This is a genomic window from Flavivirga aquatica (genome assembly GCF_001747085.1).
GTDB lineage: Bacteria > Bacteroidota > Bacteroidia > Flavobacteriales > Flavobacteriaceae > Algibacter_C > Algibacter_C aquatica.
Genome location: NZ_MDJD01000048.1, coordinates 119043 through 138753 on the forward strand (window position 1 = coordinate 119043; position 19711 = coordinate 138753).

The 19711-nt window shown below is 32.4% G+C and carries 19 protein-coding genes and 1 tRNA gene; 18 read left to right on the plus strand and 2 right to left on the minus strand.

Features of this window, described 5'->3' with window-relative positions:
• Positions 1–4 precede the first annotated feature (4 nt).
• Positions 5–616 carry a ribosome biogenesis GTP-binding protein YihA/YsxC gene (gene yihA / locus A8C32_RS13050; protein WP_069830875.1) on the minus strand — a complete coding sequence of 204 codons (612 nt, stop codon included), beginning with the start codon at positions 614–616 and terminating at the stop codon, positions 5–7.
• 86 nt (positions 617–702) lie between these two features.
• Positions 703–1467: an alpha/beta fold hydrolase gene (locus tag A8C32_RS13055; protein WP_069830876.1), complete on the minus strand. Its 765-nt coding sequence runs from the start codon at positions 1465–1467 to the stop codon at positions 703–705.
• Between the two features lie 292 nt (positions 1468–1759).
• Here A8C32_RS13055 and mraZ point away from each other — a divergent pair, with 292 nt between their 5' ends.
• From mraZ to A8C32_RS13145, 18 genes are all read left to right on the plus strand, one after another.
• The gene (gene mraZ, locus A8C32_RS13060) at positions 1760–2230 is read left to right on the plus strand and encodes a division/cell wall cluster transcriptional repressor MraZ (protein WP_069830877.1); all 471 of its coding nucleotides are present in this window, start codon (positions 1760–1762) and stop codon (positions 2228–2230) included.
• Positions 2217–3113, plus strand: a complete 897-nt coding sequence (gene rsmH / locus A8C32_RS13065; RefSeq protein ID WP_069830878.1) for a 16S rRNA (cytosine(1402)-N(4))-methyltransferase RsmH — start codon at positions 2217–2219, stop codon at positions 3111–3113. The genes mraZ and rsmH overlap by 14 nt, the downstream gene beginning before the upstream one ends.
• 54 nt (positions 3114–3167) lie before the next feature.
• Positions 3168–3485, plus strand: a complete 318-nt coding sequence (locus tag A8C32_RS13070; RefSeq protein WP_069830919.1) for an FtsL-like putative cell division protein — start codon at positions 3168–3170, stop codon at positions 3483–3485.
• 63 nt (positions 3486–3548) lie between these two features.
• Positions 3549–5507, plus strand: a complete 1959-nt coding sequence (locus tag A8C32_RS13075) for a penicillin-binding protein (protein ID WP_069830879.1) — start codon at positions 3549–3551, stop codon at positions 5505–5507.
• Complete coding sequence (locus A8C32_RS13080; RefSeq protein WP_069830880.1) at positions 5504–6967, plus strand: UDP-N-acetylmuramoyl-L-alanyl-D-glutamate--2,6-diaminopimelate ligase; 1464 nt, start codon at positions 5504–5506, stop codon at positions 6965–6967. Before A8C32_RS13075 ends, A8C32_RS13080 begins: the two co-directional genes overlap by 4 nt.
• Positions 6968–7029: 62 nt before the next feature.
• On the plus strand, positions 7030–8271 hold the full coding sequence (gene mraY / locus A8C32_RS13085) for a phospho-N-acetylmuramoyl-pentapeptide-transferase (protein WP_069830881.1): 1242 nt from the start codon (positions 7030–7032) through the stop codon (positions 8269–8271).
• Between the two features lie 48 nt (positions 8272–8319).
• Complete coding sequence (gene murD / locus A8C32_RS13090; protein WP_069830882.1) at positions 8320–9657, plus strand: UDP-N-acetylmuramoyl-L-alanine--D-glutamate ligase; 1338 nt, start codon at positions 8320–8322, stop codon at positions 9655–9657.
• 142 nt (positions 9658–9799) lie between these two features.
• Entirely contained in the window at positions 9800–10993 is a 1194-nt protein-coding gene (locus A8C32_RS13095; protein ID WP_069830920.1) for an FtsW/RodA/SpoVE family cell cycle protein, read from the plus strand.
• Positions 10994–11058: 65 nt separating this feature from the next.
• On the plus strand, positions 11059–12168 hold the full coding sequence (gene murG / locus A8C32_RS13100) for an undecaprenyldiphospho-muramoylpentapeptide beta-N-acetylglucosaminyltransferase (protein ID WP_069830883.1): 1110 nt from the start codon (positions 11059–11061) through the stop codon (positions 12166–12168).
• Positions 12165–13517 carry a UDP-N-acetylmuramate--L-alanine ligase gene (gene murC, locus A8C32_RS13105; protein ID WP_069830884.1) on the plus strand — a complete coding sequence of 451 codons (1353 nt, stop codon included), beginning with the start codon at positions 12165–12167 and terminating at the stop codon, positions 13515–13517. The genes murG and murC overlap by 4 nt, the downstream gene beginning before the upstream one ends.
• Entirely contained in the window at positions 13507–14226 is a 720-nt protein-coding gene (locus A8C32_RS13110; protein WP_069830885.1) for a cell division protein FtsQ/DivIB, read from the plus strand. Before murC ends, A8C32_RS13110 begins: the two co-directional genes overlap by 11 nt.
• 3 nt (positions 14227–14229) lie before the next feature.
• On the plus strand, positions 14230–15555 hold the full coding sequence (ftsA, locus tag A8C32_RS13115) for a cell division protein FtsA (protein WP_069830886.1): 1326 nt from the start codon (positions 14230–14232) through the stop codon (positions 15553–15555).
• A 55-nt stretch (positions 15556–15610) separates the two neighbouring features.
• Entirely contained in the window at positions 15611–17614 is a 2004-nt protein-coding gene (gene ftsZ / locus A8C32_RS13120; protein ID WP_069830887.1) for a cell division protein FtsZ, read from the plus strand.
• Between the two features lie 174 nt (positions 17615–17788).
• On the plus strand, positions 17789–18238 hold the full coding sequence (locus tag A8C32_RS13125) for a GatB/YqeY domain-containing protein (RefSeq protein WP_069830888.1): 450 nt from the start codon (positions 17789–17791) through the stop codon (positions 18236–18238).
• Between the two features lie 56 nt (positions 18239–18294).
• Positions 18295–18368: transfer RNA gene (locus A8C32_RS13130), tRNA-Arg, on the plus strand.
• 174 nt (positions 18369–18542) lie between these two features.
• On the plus strand, positions 18543–18740 hold the full coding sequence (locus tag A8C32_RS13135; RefSeq protein WP_069830889.1) for a hypothetical protein: 198 nt from the start codon (positions 18543–18545) through the stop codon (positions 18738–18740).
• A gap of 79 nt (positions 18741–18819) precedes the next feature.
• Positions 18820–19053 carry a hypothetical protein gene (locus A8C32_RS13140; RefSeq protein WP_123803427.1) on the plus strand — a complete coding sequence of 78 codons (234 nt, stop codon included), beginning with the start codon at positions 18820–18822 and terminating at the stop codon, positions 19051–19053.
• A gap of 177 nt (positions 19054–19230) precedes the next feature.
• Positions 19231–19611, plus strand: a complete 381-nt coding sequence (locus tag A8C32_RS13145; RefSeq protein WP_240491742.1) for a transposase — start codon at positions 19231–19233, stop codon at positions 19609–19611.
• Positions 19612–19711: the final 100 nt, after the last annotated feature.

The window sequence follows — 19711 nt, forward strand, 5'->3', positions numbered from 1 at the left end:
AGAGTTAGTTTGCACTTATATCCATATTATTATTCAATCCATCAATATATTCTAAAACATCATCTTTACCAATGTCTTTAGAAGAAGAGGTAATAAAATAATTAGGCATGTCTTCCCAAGTTTCTAGAAGAACAGCTTTGTAGTTTTCCACATGATTTTCAATAGCTTTAGGTTTAAGTTTGTCTGCTTTTGTGAAAATGATTGAAAAGGGAATACTGTTTTCTCCTAGCCATTGCATAAACTCTAAGTCTATAGGTTGGGGTTCGTGTCTAATATCTACTAAAACAAAAGCAGTAACAAGTTGTTCGCGTAATCCAAAATATTGAGTTATAAATTTTTGAAATACTTTTTTAGAGCTTTTAGAAACACGAGCATATCCATAACCAGGTAAATCTACTAGATGCCAGTTTTTATTAATTAAAAAATGATTAATAAGTTGTGTTTTTCCTGGCCTTCCAGATGTTTTTGCTAAACTTTTTCTACTAGTAAGCATGTTGATAAGTGAAGACTTACCTACGTTACTTCTACCAATAAAAGCATACTCAGGCAGTCTGCTTTTTGGGCATTTAGCAACATCAGAATTGCTCATTACAAATTCAGCAGATTTAATTTTCATATTTTATCATTCTCAAGAAATCGAGAATCTCATTAGTTGAACTTCGTTCTTGTAGTTTATTTAAAACTTAATAAGGGGGAATTTATTTAAAACCCTTTACTTTGTAACCAATCATTTAGCACTTTGTTAAACTCTTCTTGATGTTCCATCATTGGAGCATGTCCACATTTGTCAATCCAAAATAAGTCGGAATTAGGCAAAAGTTCATTAAACTCTTCAGCAACTTCAGGAGGTGTAACATTGTCATTTTTACCCCAAATAATACAAGTAGGAGTATGCATATTAGGTAAATCTTTAGCCATATTATGTCTAATAGCACTTTTAGCAATGGCTAATGTTTTTATAAGCTTGTTTCGATCGTTTACGGTTTCATAGACTTCGTCAACTATTTCTTTAGTAGCAACTTTTGGGTCGTAAAAAACGTCTTGAGCTTTCTTTTTTATAACTTCATAATCGCTACGTTTAGTATAACCACCCCCCATAGCGCTTTCATAAAGTCCTGAGCTACCAGTTATAATAAGAGCTTTTACTTTTTCTGGATACAACTTTGTGTGGTATAAACCAATATGACCTCCAAGTGAGTTTCCTAATAAAATAACTTCGCTATATCCTTTAAATTCAATAAAATCATGTAGATAATTAGCAAAACTTTTTACATTAGTTTTTAGTAATGATTTAGTATATATGGGCAATTCTGGAATAATAATTTTATATCCATTAGAACTAAAATAATTGGTTACAGAATCAAAATTACTTAAGCCTCCCATAAGACCGTGTAGTACAATAATAGGGGTGCCTTCACCCGCTTCAATGTAACTATAATTTTTTTCTTTTTTTAAAAGATGCGTCATTAATCAGATTAGTCATTCATTAAAAACAAATATAGTTATTTCATTCATATTTCTACTATAATAATTCATTCTCAAAGTAAAAATTTAAAACAGAGATATTAACAATGCAAAAGTTTAGAAAGAAGTTTGTTCTTAAGTTATAATTTCTATTGATACTCAATTTAGAGGATATACATCGATTAAAAAGATCTTTTAGTCAAAAATTTATTAACAAAGTGGGGTAATGTGGTAAAAAGTGGTAAATTTTTCAATATATTTGAATGTTTAACGTTTTAATTCTAACGAACTTCATTTGAGCTCATTAACAGGGACATACGATTGTAAAGTTGATGCAAAAGGCAGATTAATGATGCCTGTTGTAATAAAAAAACAACTGTCTTCTGTTTTAGAAGAAGGGTTTGTACTACGTAGATCGGTGTTTCAAAAATGTTTGGAGCTTTATCCAATGGCTGAATGGCAAATTTTGATGGGGAAAATGAACAAACTTAATAAATTTAAAAAGAAGAATAACGACTTTATTAGAAGGTTTACAGCAGGAGCTAAAATGGTTGAAGTTGATGTTAATGGGCGTTTGTTGATTCCTAAGGACTTAACTGTTTTTGCTAATATTTCAAAGAATATAGTAGTGGCTTCGGCTATTAATATTATAGAGATTTGGGATAAAGATTTGTATGAGGAGGTTATAAACGATACCGCAGTGGATTTTGCTGATTTAGCAGAAGAAGTTATGGGACAAGATGAAGAAGACTATGGAATATCATAATCCAGTATTATTAGAAGAAACCGTTGGGGGTTTGAATATAAATCCAGATGGAGTTTATGTTGATGTGACCTTTGGAGGAGGGGGGCACAGTAAAGAGATATTGAAACGATTAAGTGATAAAGGTAGATTGTTTGCTTTTGATCAAGATTTAGACGCTCTTGAAAATGCACTAGATGACTCTAGGTTTACGCTTATTCATGAAAACTTTAGATATGTAAAACGCTTTTTGAGATTTCATGGCGTGAAGCAGGTTGATGGTATTTTAGCAGATTTTGGGGTGTCATCTCATCAGTTTGATGTGGCTGAAAGAGGGTTTTCTACGCGTTTTGAAGCAGAATTAGATATGCGTATGAATCAGCAGAATAAATTGTCGGCGTTTCATGTGGTTAATGAATATGATGAAGAACAACTTAAGCAAGTTTTTTTGCAGTATGGAGAGTTGCGTGCTGCACCAGGAATGGCAAAATTAATTATTGAGTATAGAAAAACAGAGCCAATTATAAGGAGTGAGCAATTGAAAACGGTATTGAAAAAATTTTTACCGCCACGGCATGAGAATAAAGTGTTGGCTCAAATTTATCAAGCTATTAGGATAGAGGTTAATCAAGAAATAGAAGTTTTAAAAGAATTTTTACAACAAACACCAGAGCTTTTGAATAAAGGAGGGCGGTTAAGTTTTATATCATATCACTCATTAGAAGATAGGTTGGTAAAACGATTTATTAGAAATGGAATGTTTGAAGGTGAGCCAGAGCGTGATATGTATGGGAATTTTGAGGTTCCATTAAAAAAAGTAAATGGATTAATAGTGCCTTCAGCAGAAGAAATAAAAACAAATAATCGAGCAAGAAGTGCAAAGCTTCGAGTAGCTGAAAAGCTTTAAGGATTATTATAGAGAGCTCATTTAGGAAATAAGAAGCTTAAGGAAATGATGGCAATGAAAAAAAACATCTATAACATATTAAAGGGAACTTTTTTGGTTAGTGATGATTCATTTAGAAGTTGGAGGTTTATTTTATTTGTATCGGGTCTTGCTATTGTTATGATTGCTAGTTCGCATAGTGCAGATAAAAAAGTATATAAAATAGCACGGTTAAAAAATGAAGTTAAAGAAATGCGATCTGCTTTTGTAGATGGTCGTTCTAGGTTAATGAAGCTTAAAATGGAATCGCACGTTATTGGTGTTATGAAAGAAAGAGGTTTGTCTCCATCTGTAATTCCACCAAAAAAAATAAAAGTAAAAAAACAAAATTAAAACGAAACCTTGGCAGTAAACGAAAAAGGCATATTGAATCGATTGTACTTTGTAGCTGGATGCATGTTCATCTTTGGGATTGCAGTGGTTTTTAAGTTGCTTAGTATTCAGTTTTTACAAGGAGATAAATATCGGGCTTTAGCTAGTGAACGTGTTGTGGAAGATGTTGTTATACCAGCAAACAGAGGTAATGTTTATTCTATTAATGGTAATCTATTAGCAACATCAATTCCTAAGTATGATATTCGTTTAGATGCGTTAACACCATCAAATAATAGGTTTGAAAAATATATAAAGCCTTTGTGTGATTCACTTTCGAAATATTCAGGTAAATCATCGAGTCAGCTTGAAAAACAGATAAGAAGAGCAAGAGCTCATAAAAACAGATATTTTTTATTAGCTAGAGATATAGGATATTCAGATTATATAAGATTAAGAAACTTTCCATTGTTAGAGCTTGGTGCTTTTAAGGGAGGATTAATAGTAGAGCAAACAACAAAACGAGAGCACCCTATGGGAGGCATTGCGCAGAGAACTATTGGTTATGAGCGTGTTGATGAGGATGGGAATATAACGCGACCAGGGATTGATGGCGCTTTTGGGATAAGATACTTGCGAGGAGTAGATGGTCAAAGAAAAAAACAACAAATAGGAAAAGGACAATGGAAGCCTTTAAATGATGCAAATGAAATTGAGCCAAAAGATGGGTATGATGTGTATACAACCATTGATGTTAACATACAGGATATTGCGCATCACTCACTTTTAAAGCAATTAGAATTATATAAAGCTGAGCATGGTTCTGTAGTTGTTATGGAGGTTAAAACAGGGGAAGTTAGAGCGATATCAAATTTAGGGAGAACTCGTTCTGGAAAATACTATGAAAAGTTAAATTATGCTGTAGGAGAAAGTCATGAGCCAGGATCTACATTTAAGGTTATAGCATTTATGGCGGCTTTAGAAGATAAGGTTATTGATACCTCTACTGTGGTTGATACAGGGAACGGAAGAAAGCGATTTTATGGCAGAGATATTAATGATTCGCACTGGGGAGGTTATGGTGAGATATCTGCCGCTAAAGCATTGGAGGTGTCGTCAAATATTGGTTTAGCGACAATTATTGATGAACATTATTCTGCAAACCCAGAAAAGTTTCTCAGCAAAATTAAACAATGGAAATTAAATAAACCTTTAGGGGTTTCAATTATAGGAGAAGGGGAACCGGATATTCCAGAACCAGGAAAAAAGAATTGGAGTAGAAACGCATTGCCATCTATGGCTTATGGTTACAATTTGGAGTTAACACCTCTTCAAACTTTAGCTTTTTATAACGCTATAGCTAATAATGGAGAACTTGTAAAACCAAGGTTTTTAAAAGCAGTAAAAGAATTTGATAAAGAAATTGAGTCCTTTGATAAAAAAGTTATAGTAGAAAAGATTTGTACAGATGAAACTTTGAATAAAATAAAAGAAGTTTTAAAAAATATAGTGGTTAGAGGGACAGGTAAAAAACTGTACTCTGAAACTTTTTCTATGGCAGGAAAAACAGGTACAGCAAGAACTGAATATTGGATGAAAGATTGGAAAGATAATCCAAGATATGTATCGTCTTTTGCAGGTTATTTTCCTGTTGAAAATCCTAAGTATTCATGTATTGTGGTTATTCATAAGCCAAGCACAAAAGTAGGATTTTATGGAGCAGATGTTTCGGGACCAGTATTTAAGAGAGTAGCTCAAAAAATATTTACAGACACACCTTTAGTGAATGAAATAAAGTCATTAAATGTTAAAGTAGAATCGGTTGAAAAGGAGTATGATAAATTTTATGAAATGTCTGAAATTTATAAAACTATTATGCCAAATTTAATAGGAATGCCTGCTATGGACGCTGTGGTGCTTTTAGAGAATATGCTTGTAGATGTTAAAGTGGAATTAGATGGTACAGGTATTGTAAAAGAACAATCTGTTAATAAGAATGTAAAGTTGAAAAAGAATCAAATAGTAGTATTAAAAGCTTCATGATGGTATTAAAAGACATATTGTACAAGGTGACAATAAACGCTGTAGTTGGAGATACAAGTGTAGATATAGCTGTTGTAGATTTTGATTCCCGCAAAATAAATCAAGGGGGTTTATTTGTAGCTATTCGTGGTTATGTAACAGATGGGCATAATTATATTGATACAGCAATTAAAAATGGAGCTAATAGCATTGTTTGTGAAGCTTTTCCTGAAAATATTATTGAAGGGATTACATATATTGAAGTCGATAACTCCAATAGAGCTTTAGCTATTATAGCTTCAAATTTTTATCAAGTGCCATCAAGTAATTTAAAGCTTGTTGGTGTTACAGGAACTAATGGTAAAACTACAATTGCAAGTTTATTATATCAATTATTTAAAAAGGCAGGATATAAAGTAGGATTGTTGTCAACTGTAAAAGTTATGGTTGATGATACGGAGTATAAAGCAACACATACAACGCCAGATTCATTAACTATTAATAAATATTTAAAAGAAATGAATGCTGTAGGTGTAGAATTTTGCTTTATGGAAGTGAGTTCTCATGGTATTCATCAATATAGAACAGAAGGTTTAGATTTTGAAGGTGGAATATTTACAAATCTAACACATGATCATTTAGATTACCATAAAACATTTGCTGAATACAGAGATGTGAAAAAAAAGTTTTTCGATGGGCTTTCCAGTAATGCCTTTGCACTTGTTAATGTGGATGATAAGAATGGTTTGGTGATGTTACAAAACACAAAGGCTAAAAAAAACACTTACGCTCTAAAAGCATATGCAGATTATAAGTCTCAAATATTAGAAAATCAATTTGGAGGATTGTTACTAAAAGTTAATGATAATGAAGTTTGGACTAAGCTTATAGGGAATTTTAATGCTTATAACGTATTGGCAATATATGCTACAGCTGAATTATTAGGACTTGAAAAAGTAGAAATATTGCGTTTAATAAGTGATTTGGATAGTGTTAGCGGGCGTTTTGAATATTTAATTTCAAAAAAGAAAATTACGGCAATTGTTGATTATGCGCATACGCCGGATGCTTTAAAAAATGTACTGGAAACTATAAATAGTATTAGAACTAAAAATGAAGAGCTTATAACGGTTGTAGGCTGTGGAGGGGACAGAGATAAAGCTAAGCGTTCAAAAATGGGGCATATAGCGACAGCGTTGAGCACAAAAGTTATTTTTACAAGTGATAACCCTAGAAGTGAAAAACCAGAAGATATTCTTAATGATATAGAAAAAGGAGTAGAACCCCAAAATTATAAAAAAATATTAACGATAGAAGATCGAAAGCAGGCTATTAAAACAGCATGTCAGATGGCTCAAGCTAATGATATTATCTTAATAGCAGGAAAAGGTCACGAAACCTATCAAGAAATTAAAGGAGAGCGTTTTGAATTTAATGATTTTAAAATAGTACAAGAATTTTTGAAACAATTAGAGAAGTAGTTTAATGTAAAGAAGTTTGAAAGAGGAGAGTTTATAATGAGTACTAAAAAACAATCGATATAATGCTGTATTACTTATTTGAATATTTAGAAAAACAGTTTCAGTTTCCAGGAGCGACACTTTTTAGTTTTATAACCTTTAGGGCGGCTTTGGCTATGATTTTGTCGTTATTGATTTCTACTATTTATGGTAAAAGAATTATACGTTTTTTATTAAAACAGCAAGTAGGAGAGACGATAAGAGATTTAGGTTTAGATGGGCAAAAAGAAAAAGCAGGTACGCCTACCATGGGTGGAATCATTATTATTTTGGCTACATTAATTCCTGTTTTTTTATTAGCCAAATTAGAAAATATTTACATCATCCTTTTAATAGTAACCACGTTTTGGATGGGAGCTATTGGATTTTTGGATGATTATATCAAAAAGTTTAAAAATGATAAAGAAGGTTTAAAAGGACGCTTTAAAGTTTTAGGGCAAGTTGGTCTTGGTATTATAGTTGGAGCAACTTTATATTTTCATCAAGATGTAACTATGAAAGAAAAGCTTCCTGTTGCGGAGCAAGAGGTGCTTTTGGCTGAAAACCCCAATATTTCACCATCAAAATTGTTTAAAAAAGAAGTCAAGTCAACAAAAACAACAATTCCTTTTGTTAAGGGAAATGAGATTGATTATGCTAAGGTTCTTACTTGGATAAATCCAAATTTAGAAAAATATGCTTGGATAATTTTTATTCTGGTTACTATTTTTATTATAACAGCAGTTTCAAATGGGGCTAATTTAACAGATGGAATAGATGGCTTGGCAGCGGGAACTTCAGCAATAATAGTGTTAACATTAGGAATTTTTGCATGGGTGTCGGGTAATATTATTTTTTCAGAATACCTAAATATTATGTATATCCCAAGGGTTGAGGAAATTACAATATATATAGCTGCTTTTGTAGGAGCACTAATCGGTTTTTTATGGTACAATACTTTTCCTGCTCAAGTATTTATGGGAGATACTGGGAGTTTAACAATAGGAGGAATTATAGCTGTGATTGCTATTGCAGTACGAAAAGAATGGTTGATTCCAGTGTTATGTGGAATATTTTTAGCTGAAAATTTATCAGTAGTCATGCAGGTAAGCTGGTTTAAATATACTAAGAAAAAGCATGGGGAGGGAAGGCGTATTTTTAAAATGTCACCATTACATCACCATTATCAAAAATCGGGATATCACGAAAGTAAAATAGTAACACGTTTTTGGATTGTTGGTATACTGCTAGCTATTCTGTCAATAGTGACATTAAAAATTAGGTAACTGAATTTGATATTCCCTTGAAATAGGATTTCAAAAAATGAAAATGAAATGAAGAAGCAGCGATTGGTAATACTAGGAGGAGGAGAAAGTGGAGTTGGTACTGCGCTTTTAGGGAAAGAGAAAGGGTATGACGTTTTTGTTTCAGATAAAGGAAAAATAAAAGAAAAATATAAAGAAGTTCTTATACATAATGAGATTGAGTGGGAAGATGAAAAGCATACAGAATCTAAAATTCTAAATGCAAATATTGTAATGAAAAGCCCAGGGATTCCAGATAAAGTGCCTTTGGTAAAACAAATTCACGAACAAGGAATTACTGTCGTTTCTGAAATTGAATTTGCTTCTAGGTTTACCAATGCTACGGTAATTGGAATTACGGGAAGTAATGGTAAAACAACCACCGCAACATTAACACATCATCTTTTAAAACAAGAGTTGAATGTAGGGTTAGCAGGAAATATAGGAGATAGTTTTGCAAAACAGATTTTAGATAAAGATTACGATAATTATGTGTTAGAGATTAGTAGTTTTCAGTTAGATGATATTACAGACTTTAGACCGCATATTGCTGTGATTACTAATATTACACCAGATCATTTAGATAGATATGACTATCAATTTGAGAATTATATCGTATCAAAATTTAGAATAGCTATGAATCAAACAAAAGAAGATTATTTGATTTATGATGCTGATGATGAAGTGATAGTTAATCATTTGAAAAAGTATCCTGTTCAGTCTACATTGTTACCATTTTCATTAGAAAAACCTATTGAAAATGGTGTGTATTTAGATAAGGAAAATATAAAAATAACAATTAATAACAACCAGATAATTATGCCAACATCAAATATTAAATTAGAAGGTAAGCACAATGTTAAAAATGCCATGGCAGCTTCTGCCGTAGCGCATTTGCTTAAAATAAGAAAACAAACTATTAGAGAAAGTTTGGAGAATTTTCAAGGTGTTGAACATCGTTTAGAGCAAGTACTTAAAATTAATAAAGTACAATATATAAACGATTCTAAGGCGACAAACGTGAATGCAACATATTATGCTTTAGAGAGTATGGATGCGCCTACCGTTTGGATTGTTGGAGGTGTGGATAAGGGAAATAATTATGAAGAGTTATTTTCTTTTGTAAATGAAAAGGTTAAAGCTATTATTTGTTTGGGCGCAGATAATGAGAAGCTTGTAAAAACTTTTGGCAATATGGTTGATGTTATAGTTGAAACTCAATATATGGATGAAGCAGTTAAAATAGCTTACAAAGTGGCAGACGCTGGTGATAATGTATTGTTGTCTCCTGCATGTGCAAGTTTTGATTTATTTGAAAACTACGAAGATAGAGGGCGTCAATTTAAAAATGCAGTAAGAAATTTATAATTAAGATGTAATTTTGGATTTTTAGTTAATATAGTTTTAGTAGGCTTCAAGGTAAAAATTCATGTTTTGCAAAGGTGTAATATTAATAAAATAATAATTCCCCCTCTTAAGAGGGGGTGTCGCATAGCGGCGAATGGGGAAAATGCAAGCAATATTTAAAAACGTAAAAGGAGATAGATTAATTTGGGCAATAGTGACGCTATTGGCAATATTATCGTTTTTACCAGTGTATAGTGCTGCTAGTAATTTAGCTTATAAAGGAGGAACGGGAAATACGTTTGCTTTTTTTATAAAGCACTTCATGCATCTGTTTTTAGGGTTTGTAATTATGTATGGTGTTCATAAAATACCATATAGATATTTTAGAGGGTTGTCGTTAGTAATGATCCCAATAGTACTTGTTTTATTGGGACTTACTATGATGCAAGGAACAACTATTCAAGGGGCAAATGCTAGTAGGTGGATAAGAATCCCGATAGTTGGCATGTCATTTCAAACATCAACCTTAGCGGCAGTTGTTATTATGGTGTATGTCGCTAGGTATATGTCAAAAGTAAAAGATAAAGTTATTGCCTTTAAGGAATCTATTTTACCTCTTTGGATGCCTGTTTTTTTAGTACTAGCACTTATATTACCTTCAAATTTCTCGACTGCAGCAATAATATTTTTAATGGTGTTGATATTGGTCTTTTTAGGAGGGTATCCAATACGGTATTTGGGAGTTATATTAGGCTCGGGTTTAGTGTGTTTGGTGCTTTTTGTTATGATAGCAAAATTGACGACAGGACCTTTAAATGTGAAAGTAGTTACCTGGGAAAACAGAATAAAAAACTATTCTAATAATGAAGATACAGAGGCAGATTATCAAATTGAAAAAGCAAAAATAGCTATAGCTTCTGGTGAAATATGGGGAATGGGACCAGGAAAAAGCCGTCAGAAGAATTTTTTACCACAATCATCTTCAGATTTTATTTTCGCTATTGTTATTGAGGAGTATGGTTTGTTGGGAGGCTTTTTAATTATGATTTTGTATATGTGGTTGTTGTTTAGAATTGTAATTGTAGCTCAAAAATCGGATACTATATTTGGTAAGCTTTTAGTGTTGGGTGTAGGGTTGCCTATTGTATTTCAAGCATTAATTAATATGGCGGTCGCAGTAGAACTTTTTCCTGTGACTGGACAAACATTACCGTTAATAAGTAGTGGAGGGACTTCGATATGGATGACGTGTTTGGCTTTAGGTATAATATTGAGTGTGAGTGCGAAGCGTGATGAGATAAAAGAACAGGAAATAAATGAAGATGATCCACTTGAAGTTTTAAGTGAGACAATATAGCTCTATGGAGCTTTTTTAACGTATTAGATATTAGGAATAGTATAAGTAAAAAGGTTAGTAAATTAGTGATAGAAGACGAAACATATAAAATTATTCTTTCGGGAGGAGGTACAGGAGGTCATATTTATCCTGCGATTGCGATAGCTAACGAGTTAAAATCTCGCTTTCCTGAAGCTGAGTTTTTATTTGTAGGAGCAAAAGATAGAATGGAAATGGAAAAGGTTCCGCAATCAGGGTATAAAATAAAAGGGCTCTGGATTTCTGGAATTCAACGAAAAATAACATTTAAAAATTTAGCATTTCCATTTAAATTAATTAGTAGTCTTTGGAATGCACGTAAAATAGTAAAGTCTTTTAAGCCTAATGTAGCAATAGGTACAGGTGGTTTTGCTAGTGGTCCGTTATTGCATGTGGCTGCAGCTAAAGGTATACCGAGTTTGATACAGGAGCAAAACTCATATCCAGGGATAACTAACAAGTTGTTATCAAAAAAAGCACAAAAAATATGTGTGGCTTATGATGGTTTGGAACGGTTTTTTCCTAAAAGTAAAATAAAAAAAACTGGAAATCCAGTACGTCAAGATTTGTTAGATATTGAAGGGAAAAGAGAAGAGGCTAAAAGCTTTTTTAAATTAAAAGAAGCTAAGTCGACCTTGTTGATTTTAGGAGGGAGTTTAGGTTCTAGAAGAATTAATCAATTAATTGAAAAAGAATTAGATTTTTTAGATACCCAAAACATTCAAGTGATTTGGCAATGTGGTAAACTATATTATGAGCAATATAAGATTTACAATAATACTAAAAATGTACAGGTATTTCAGTTTTTGAATAGAATGGATTTTGCGTATGCAGCTGCAGATGTAATTATATCTAGAGCTGGAGCAAGTTCGGTTTCAGAACTTTGTATTGCAGGAAAGCCGGTTGTCTTTATTCCTTCTCCAAATGTAGCAGAAGATCATCAGACAAAAAATGCGATGGCAATAGTAAGTAATAATGCTGCTATGATTATCAAAGAGGTTGATTTGGATGTTGATTTTGAAAATAAGTTTACACAACTTATGGTGTCGCCAGAAAAACAGAAGGCGTTGGGAGAAAATATAAAAAAGTTAGCATTAACAAATGCAACTAAAGATATAGTAGATGAAGTAGTAAAGCTTCTTAAAGAAAAGAAATGAATTTAAATAGTATACATAATATCTATTTTGTTGGTATTGGCGGTATAGGCATGAGTGCAATAGCGCGTTATTTTCATGCAAACAATAAATATGTTGCTGGTTACGATAAAACTCAAACAGAAATAACTGAGAGTTTGATAGAACTAGGTATGGCTATTCATTTTGAAGATTCAGTTGAAAATATAGATAAGCGTTTTTTGAATTCAGAAAACACATTAGTTGTTTATACGCCAGCAGTTTCTGGAAATCATACTGAGCTAGTCTACTTTAGAGCTAATGGTTATCATGTTTTAAAGCGTTCTGAGGTTTTAGGATTAATAACAGAAAACACGTTTTGTTTAGCAGTTGCTGGAACTCATGGTAAAACAACGACTACAAGTATACTTGGGCATTTAATGCGTGAATGTGAAATAGAGATGACAGCCTTTTTAGGAGGTATTAGTGAAAATTATAATTCTAATTTAATTCTCAATGGAGCAGAAGTTTCAGTGGTGGAAGCAGATGAGTTTGATCGTTCATTTTTAACACTGTCTCCAGATATAGCTTGTATCACTTCAATGGATGCGGATCATTTAGATATTTATGGTGACGCTTCAGAATTAAAAAAGACATTTGAAGATTTTTCAAAAAGAATAAAACCTAATGGGAAATTATTTATTAAAAATGGATTGCCATTAAAAGGTATCACGTATGGTATAGAGGATGACTCAAATTATACTGTCCAAAATATAAAAATAGAAAACGGAACTTATGTTTTTGATGTGAAAACACCAAAAACTGTACTTGAAAACATACAATTTAACCTACCTGGTAGACATAACCTGTCTAATGCTTTAATAGCCTTGGCGATGGCTGTAGAATATGGTTGCCCTTACCGGCAGCTCGCCAAAGCTTTAGCGTCTTATAAGGGAGTTAAGCGTAGATTTACTTATCATATTAAATCTGAAGGCTTAGTTCTTATAGATGATTATGCGCATCATCCAGAGGAAATTAATGCAGTGCATCAAGCGGTTAGAGAAATGTATCCAGATAAAAAGGTGTTAGCTATTTTTCAGCCTCATTTATTTAGTAGAACACGAGATTTTGCAGATGAATTTGCGGATAGTTTATCTCAGTTCGATGAGTTGTTGTTATTGGATATTTATCCGGCAAGAGAGTTGCCAATTCAAGGGGTGACTTCAGCTTGGTTATTAGATAAAGTTAATAATAAAAATAAGGAGTTAGTTAGTAAAGGACAATTATTATCTAAAATAGGTGAAAGTAATGCTCAGATTATATTAACAATTGGAGCAGGAGATATAGGAGAAGAAGTTAAACACATAAAAAAAGAATTTAGCTTTGAAAGTTAATTGGAGTTATATAAAAATGTTTGCTTTGTTAAGTTTGGTTGCTTTTTTATTTGCTTTTGCTTCGGCTAGGAATAATGAAAGGAGAATTGTAGCTCCAAATGTGCAGTTTATCGGAGAAAATAACCTTTTCATAACCAGTGAGACTGTTAGTAAATTGTTAATACAAAATTACGGTAAGGTTAAAAATGTAGCCAAAGAAAGTTTAGATTTGAATGTGTTAGAAGAATCCCTCAAATCTAATCTGATGATAAAAACTGCGGAAGTGTATCTAACTGTAAATGGTACACTTAATGCTGAAATTGAACAAAAAATGCCGATTGCTAGAGTGAGCACTAATGCATCATATTATATTGATGACGAAGGTTCTTTTATGCCGTTGTCTAATAATTATACAGCAAGAGTACCACTGGTTACAGGTCACATAGAAAAAAATAATTTAAAAGACGTTTATAAAATTGCAAATAAAATTAATGAAGATGAGTTCTTAAAAAGACATGTTATAGAAATTCATAAAAGTATTAATAGAGATATATTTTTAAGATTGAGACAATGTGATTTTTTAGTGCAATTAGGAGATGTGAATCTTTTGGATAAGAAAATTAATAATCTAAAAGCATTTTATAAGCAAAACCTCAAAGATAAGACGCTTAATAATTATAGTAAAGTCAATTTACAGTTTGAAAACCAAGTAATATGTACCAAAATTTAAAGCATGGAGCATAATTTATCAGTAGGATTAGATATAGGAACTACAAAAATTGTGGCCATGATTGGTCGTAAAAACGAATACGGCAAAGTTGAAATTTTAGGCATTGGTAAATCTAAAAGTTTAGGTGTACACCGTGGTGTTGTAAACAATATAACCCAAACTATTCAATCTATTCAACAAGCCATTCAGGAAGCGGAACTTGCTGCAGATATGAAAATTGATGACGTTACAGTTGGTATTGCCGGACAACATATTCGTAGCCTACAACATAGTGATTATATAACAAGATCAAATTCTGAAACAGTAATTGATGATGATGATATTGATAGACTTATAAATCAGGTTCATAAATTGGTTATGCTACCAGGAGAAGAGATTATTCATGTTTTACCTCAAGAATACAAGATTGATGGACAAGCAGAAATAAAGGAGCCTATAGGAATGTATGGAGGTCGCTTAGAAGCAAATTTTCATGTGGTAGTTGGTCAAGTTTCTTCAATTAGAAATATTGGGCGTTGCGTACAAAGTGCTGGTTTAAGTTTAGAGGGCATCACATTAGAACCTTTAGCTTCCGCAAATGCTGTATTGAGTCAAGAAGAAAAAGAAGCAGGCGTAGCGTTAATAGATATAGGTGGAGGTACAACAGATCTAGCTATTTTCCGTGATGGGATTATTCGCCATACAGCAGTAATTCCTTTTGGAGGAAATGTAATTACAGAAGATATAAAAGAAGGTTGTTCCATTATAGAAAAACAAGCCGAATTATTAAAAATAAAGTTTGGTTCGGCATGGCCAGGAGAGAATAAGGATAATGAAATAGTATCTATCCCAGGATTAAGAGGTAGAGAGCCAAAAGAAATAACGTTAAAAAATCTGTCTAAAATAATCCATGCACGTGTAGTTGAAATTATAGAACAAGTATACGTTGAGATTAAGAATTATGGACACGAAGAACAAAAGAAGAAACTAATTGCAGGTATCGTTTTAACAGGTGGTGGTAGCCAATTAAAGCATTTAAAGCAGTTAGTAGAGTATATAACAGGTATGGATACCAGAATAGGATATCCTAATGAACATTTAGCAGGAGATAGTGATAATGATATTACAAGTCCACTATTTGCAACGGCAGTTGGTTTAGTGTTAGATGGTTTAAAACGCCAACAAAGAAAAAAGATAGAGGAAGAACAAGAAACCGAAATAAAAGGCGTTGAAAGTACGGAAGAAATGCCTATTGATGATAATACTATAGAAAAACCAGTAAAAGAACGTCGTTCTTTTTTAGATAAGTTAACAGAGCGTGTCAAAGATTTTTTAGATAACGCAGAGTAGAAGAGTTCCATTGAATTAAAATTAAAAGTATAAAATCCCCGGTAAAACAGAATTTATGAGCAGCAAAGAAAAATTCGAAAGTATCGCATTTGATTTACCCAAGAATCAATCAAATGTCATTAAAGTTATTGGAGTCGGTGGTGGTGGTAGTAATGCCATTAATCACATGTTTCAACAAGGTATTAAAGGTGTAGATTTCTATGTCTGTAATACAGATGCACAAGCGCTTCAAAACACAGGCGTACCTAACAAAATTCAATTAGGTTTAAATCTAACTGAAGGGTTAGGAGCAGGTGCAAACCCAGATATAGGTGAGCAATCTGCAGTAGAAAGTTTTGAGGATATTTCTCAAATGCTTGATACTAATACTAAAATGGTTTTCATTACAGCAGGAATGGGAGGTGGTACAGGTACAGGTGCAGCTCCAATTATAGCTAAAATGGCTAAAGATTTAGACATTTTAACTGTTGGTATTGTTACTATGCCTTTTCAGTTTGAAGGCAAAATGCGTATAGAACAATCTCAAAAAGGTATAGAAAAACTAAGAAATGTAGTAGACTCTTTAATAGTGATAAATAATAATAAACTTCGTGAGGTTTATGGAAATCTTGGTTTTAAAGCAGGATTCTCTAAAGCTGATGAAGTCTTATCTACCGCTGCTCGTGGTATTGCTGAAGTTATAACACATCATTACACACAAAACATAGATTTACGTGATGCTAAAACGGTATTAAGTAATAGTGGTACAGCTATTATGGGGTCTGCGTTAGCATCAGGACAAAATCGTGCACAAGATGCGATTCGTAAGGCATTAGATTCACCATTATTAAACGATAACAAAATTACTGGAGCCAAAAATGTATTGCTGCTTATAGTTTCAGGGTCTCATGAAATTACTATTGATGAAATAGGTGAGATTAATGATCATATTCAAAATGAAGCAGGTCATGGTGCTAACATTATTATGGGGGTTGGTGAAGATGAAACTTTAGAAGAATCTATTGCGGTAACCATTATAGCTACGGGTTTTAATATAGAGCAACAAGACGAAATTTCTAATACAGAAACTAAAAAAGTAGTTCATTCTCTTAATGAAGAGCAAGAAGTAGAAGATGCTAAAGAAAAAGAAGAGCCTTTGATAATAGCACCTATAGTTGAGTTAGCAGAGGAAAAAGAAGTGCCTGTTGTTCGTCATACTTTAGATTTAGAGGAAGATGAACTTAGTAATTTTGAAAAAAGTATTATTAAAAAACAAAAGTTAGGATCTGCTAGACAGGAAATAGATTTAATACCAACATCCGAAATAATAAAAAATATTAGTGTTATATATAATGAAGTGACGCCTAGTATAGAGGAGGAGGAAGATTTTATTATAAATCCTATTGCTAAGAAGAAGTCTAGTGATATTGATAATATAACAGAGACTAATGTTGAAGTAGATTCAGATTATATTGAAGATGAAAAACAAATAACGCTAACATTTGATTTACCACTTTCACATGAAGAAGATACTATTGAAGAGTGCGTAGAACCTACAATATCACATCAGTTAAAAGAAGAGGATATTAAAGAAATACCTGTAAATGATTATGTTGAAGTTATTCCGGTAGCTGATACTAATCATGAAGAGAGCATTCGTTATACACTTGATGATTATAAAGAAATAGAGGTTTCAGGTAATAAAAAACAATCAGCTTCTAAAGAAGGTTTAGAAGAAGTAGATCAAGATATTGTATTTGAAAAGAAGGTTTTAGAAGAAAACACTGAAGGTGAAGAAGTAAATGAAGAAGTAGACCCAATGAATAGCCCTATTTCTGGGCTACTTAAAGAGCGTGCAGAAGAACGTAGGCGAAAAATGAAGGATTTTAACTATAAATTTAATAACGCTAAAATTGATGATATAGAAAAGGTTCCGGCTTATAAGCGTCAAGGAGTAGATTTAAATGCAGCTAAACATTCATCTGAAACAGATCTTTCAAGAACAAGTATTGGTTTAGATGATAATGATGATATCCAATTAAGAAGTAATAATTCATTTTTGCACGATAACGTAGATTAGGAATAGTTTACTAACCGTCCTTAATTTATTGACCTGAAAAGCATCCCTCAGTTTTTCAGGTTTTTATTTTTCATTAAATCTTTTAAAAGAAGATAAACTTTTTCTTTTTTTGTTAGTATATCTAACTTTATGCTTTCTAAATTTTTTATCTTCGCGTACTAATAAAATAAGAAAATGGGTTTACAACAAGATGTTATGTCAGCTTTAAAAGAAGCTATGAAAGCTAAAGATCAAACAGCATTAACAGCTTTAAGAGCTGTGAAATCTGCAATTTTATTAGCACAGACAGAAACTGGAGCAAAAGAGAACTTGAATGAAGATCAAGAGATTAAAATACTTCAAAAACAAGTAAAGCAACGTAGAGATAGTGCAGCAATTTATATTGAGCAAGGACGCGAAGATTTAGCAACTCCAGAATTAGCAGAAGCAGATGTTATTGCGCAGTTTTTACCAGAGGCTTTGACTGAAGAAGAAATTGAGAAATTTGTTGTAATAACTATTGAAAAAGTTGGTGCAGAAGGTATGAAAGATATGGGTAAAGTTATGGGACTTGTCAGTCAAGAACTTGCTGGTCGTGCAGATGGAAAAACCATTTCTAATATTGTGAAAGCTAAATTATCTTAGTATTATTAATTTATAATAATTAGTGTGTGTACTATACTAGTTTAGTATACTGAAATGGCTGCGTAGTTCAACTGGATAGAATATCAGATTTCGGCTCTGAGGGTTGGGGGTTCGAATCCCTTCGCGGTCACGAATAACAAAAAAGTAGATTAAATAGGCGTAGCATTTATAGGTTAAAAGACTTGTAAATGTTACGTCTGTTCCATTTTGTAGATAATCTGTAAAAAAAAAAGGAGTATGCGTAATAATTTGTATTATACCAATTATATTTTAAAACAAGCTTAATTTTACGTGTCTTTCTGCTATGGGAATGCTATCAAAAATAGAGGTAGAAGAAAGCATTGAGGTTTTAGAAATAGCATTTAAGGAGTCAAATAACTTCAAGGTTCGCCAGCGTATCCAAAGTCTTATACACTTGAAAAAGGGAACAATCAATCGTCAAATAGATTTAGTGGCATATTTAGATATAGGACATTCCACCTTAAAGAGTTGGATAAAATAGTATAAAGCATTTGGTTTAGAATCCTTGACCACAGACCACATTACAAAGTGGCGGCAACTATAAAGGAGTTATAAGTGAATTGCTACATAAGGCTCTTGAAGCCAAAGTGAACGATCCTAACAACCCACTTTTGGGCTATTGGCATGCTGTTGATTGGGTTAAGCAGCATCATGGTCAAACCATTCACTACCAAACTATGAGAGCTTATTTAATACGTCATTTTAAAACCAAGAAAAAGCATCCCAGAAAATCACATTACAAAAAAGGCGAACAAGGCTCTAGTAGTCTTAAAAAAAACTCCCTAATGTCTTAGAAAAATTAAGATTTAATAAAGATTATAAATCGTTTAACCTTTACTTTCAAGATGAAAGTCGATTTGGACTGATGACTCATGTAGGTACTGCTCTTACCGCTAAAGGTGCAAAACCTATAGTGAGTTACCAGCAAGCTTTTAAAAATACATATTTGTACGGAAGCTATTCTCCAATTGATGGGAGTCATTTTACCTGGGGAAGTAGAAGGCGTTGATTCCCTAATTTTTGAAGCTTATCTTAAAGCGTTATCTTTTTTTAGACCCGAAGAATTAAAGGTTCTGATCATTGACAATGCAGGTTTTTATTCTACTAAAAATATAAATATCTCAGACAATATTAAGCTTATTAGAATACCTCCATATACCCCGAAATTAAATCCTTGCGAAAAAGTATGGCAATATTTAAAAGAACGATTTAAAAACAGAACATTTGAAAATATCAAAGAGCTTAAACATTGGTTAAATCAAACTGTAAAAACACAAATTAACAATAATATAATCAACATTGTAAAATCTGAATTTTATATAAAAACTTTTAAGGCTTGTTTTAAATTATAATTGGTATTACTATGATTTTATCCCACAAATTGTCCCACAGAATATGAGTGAGACAAAACTAACATACAAAGTTTGTATAAAAAGTGAGTACACTCGATCA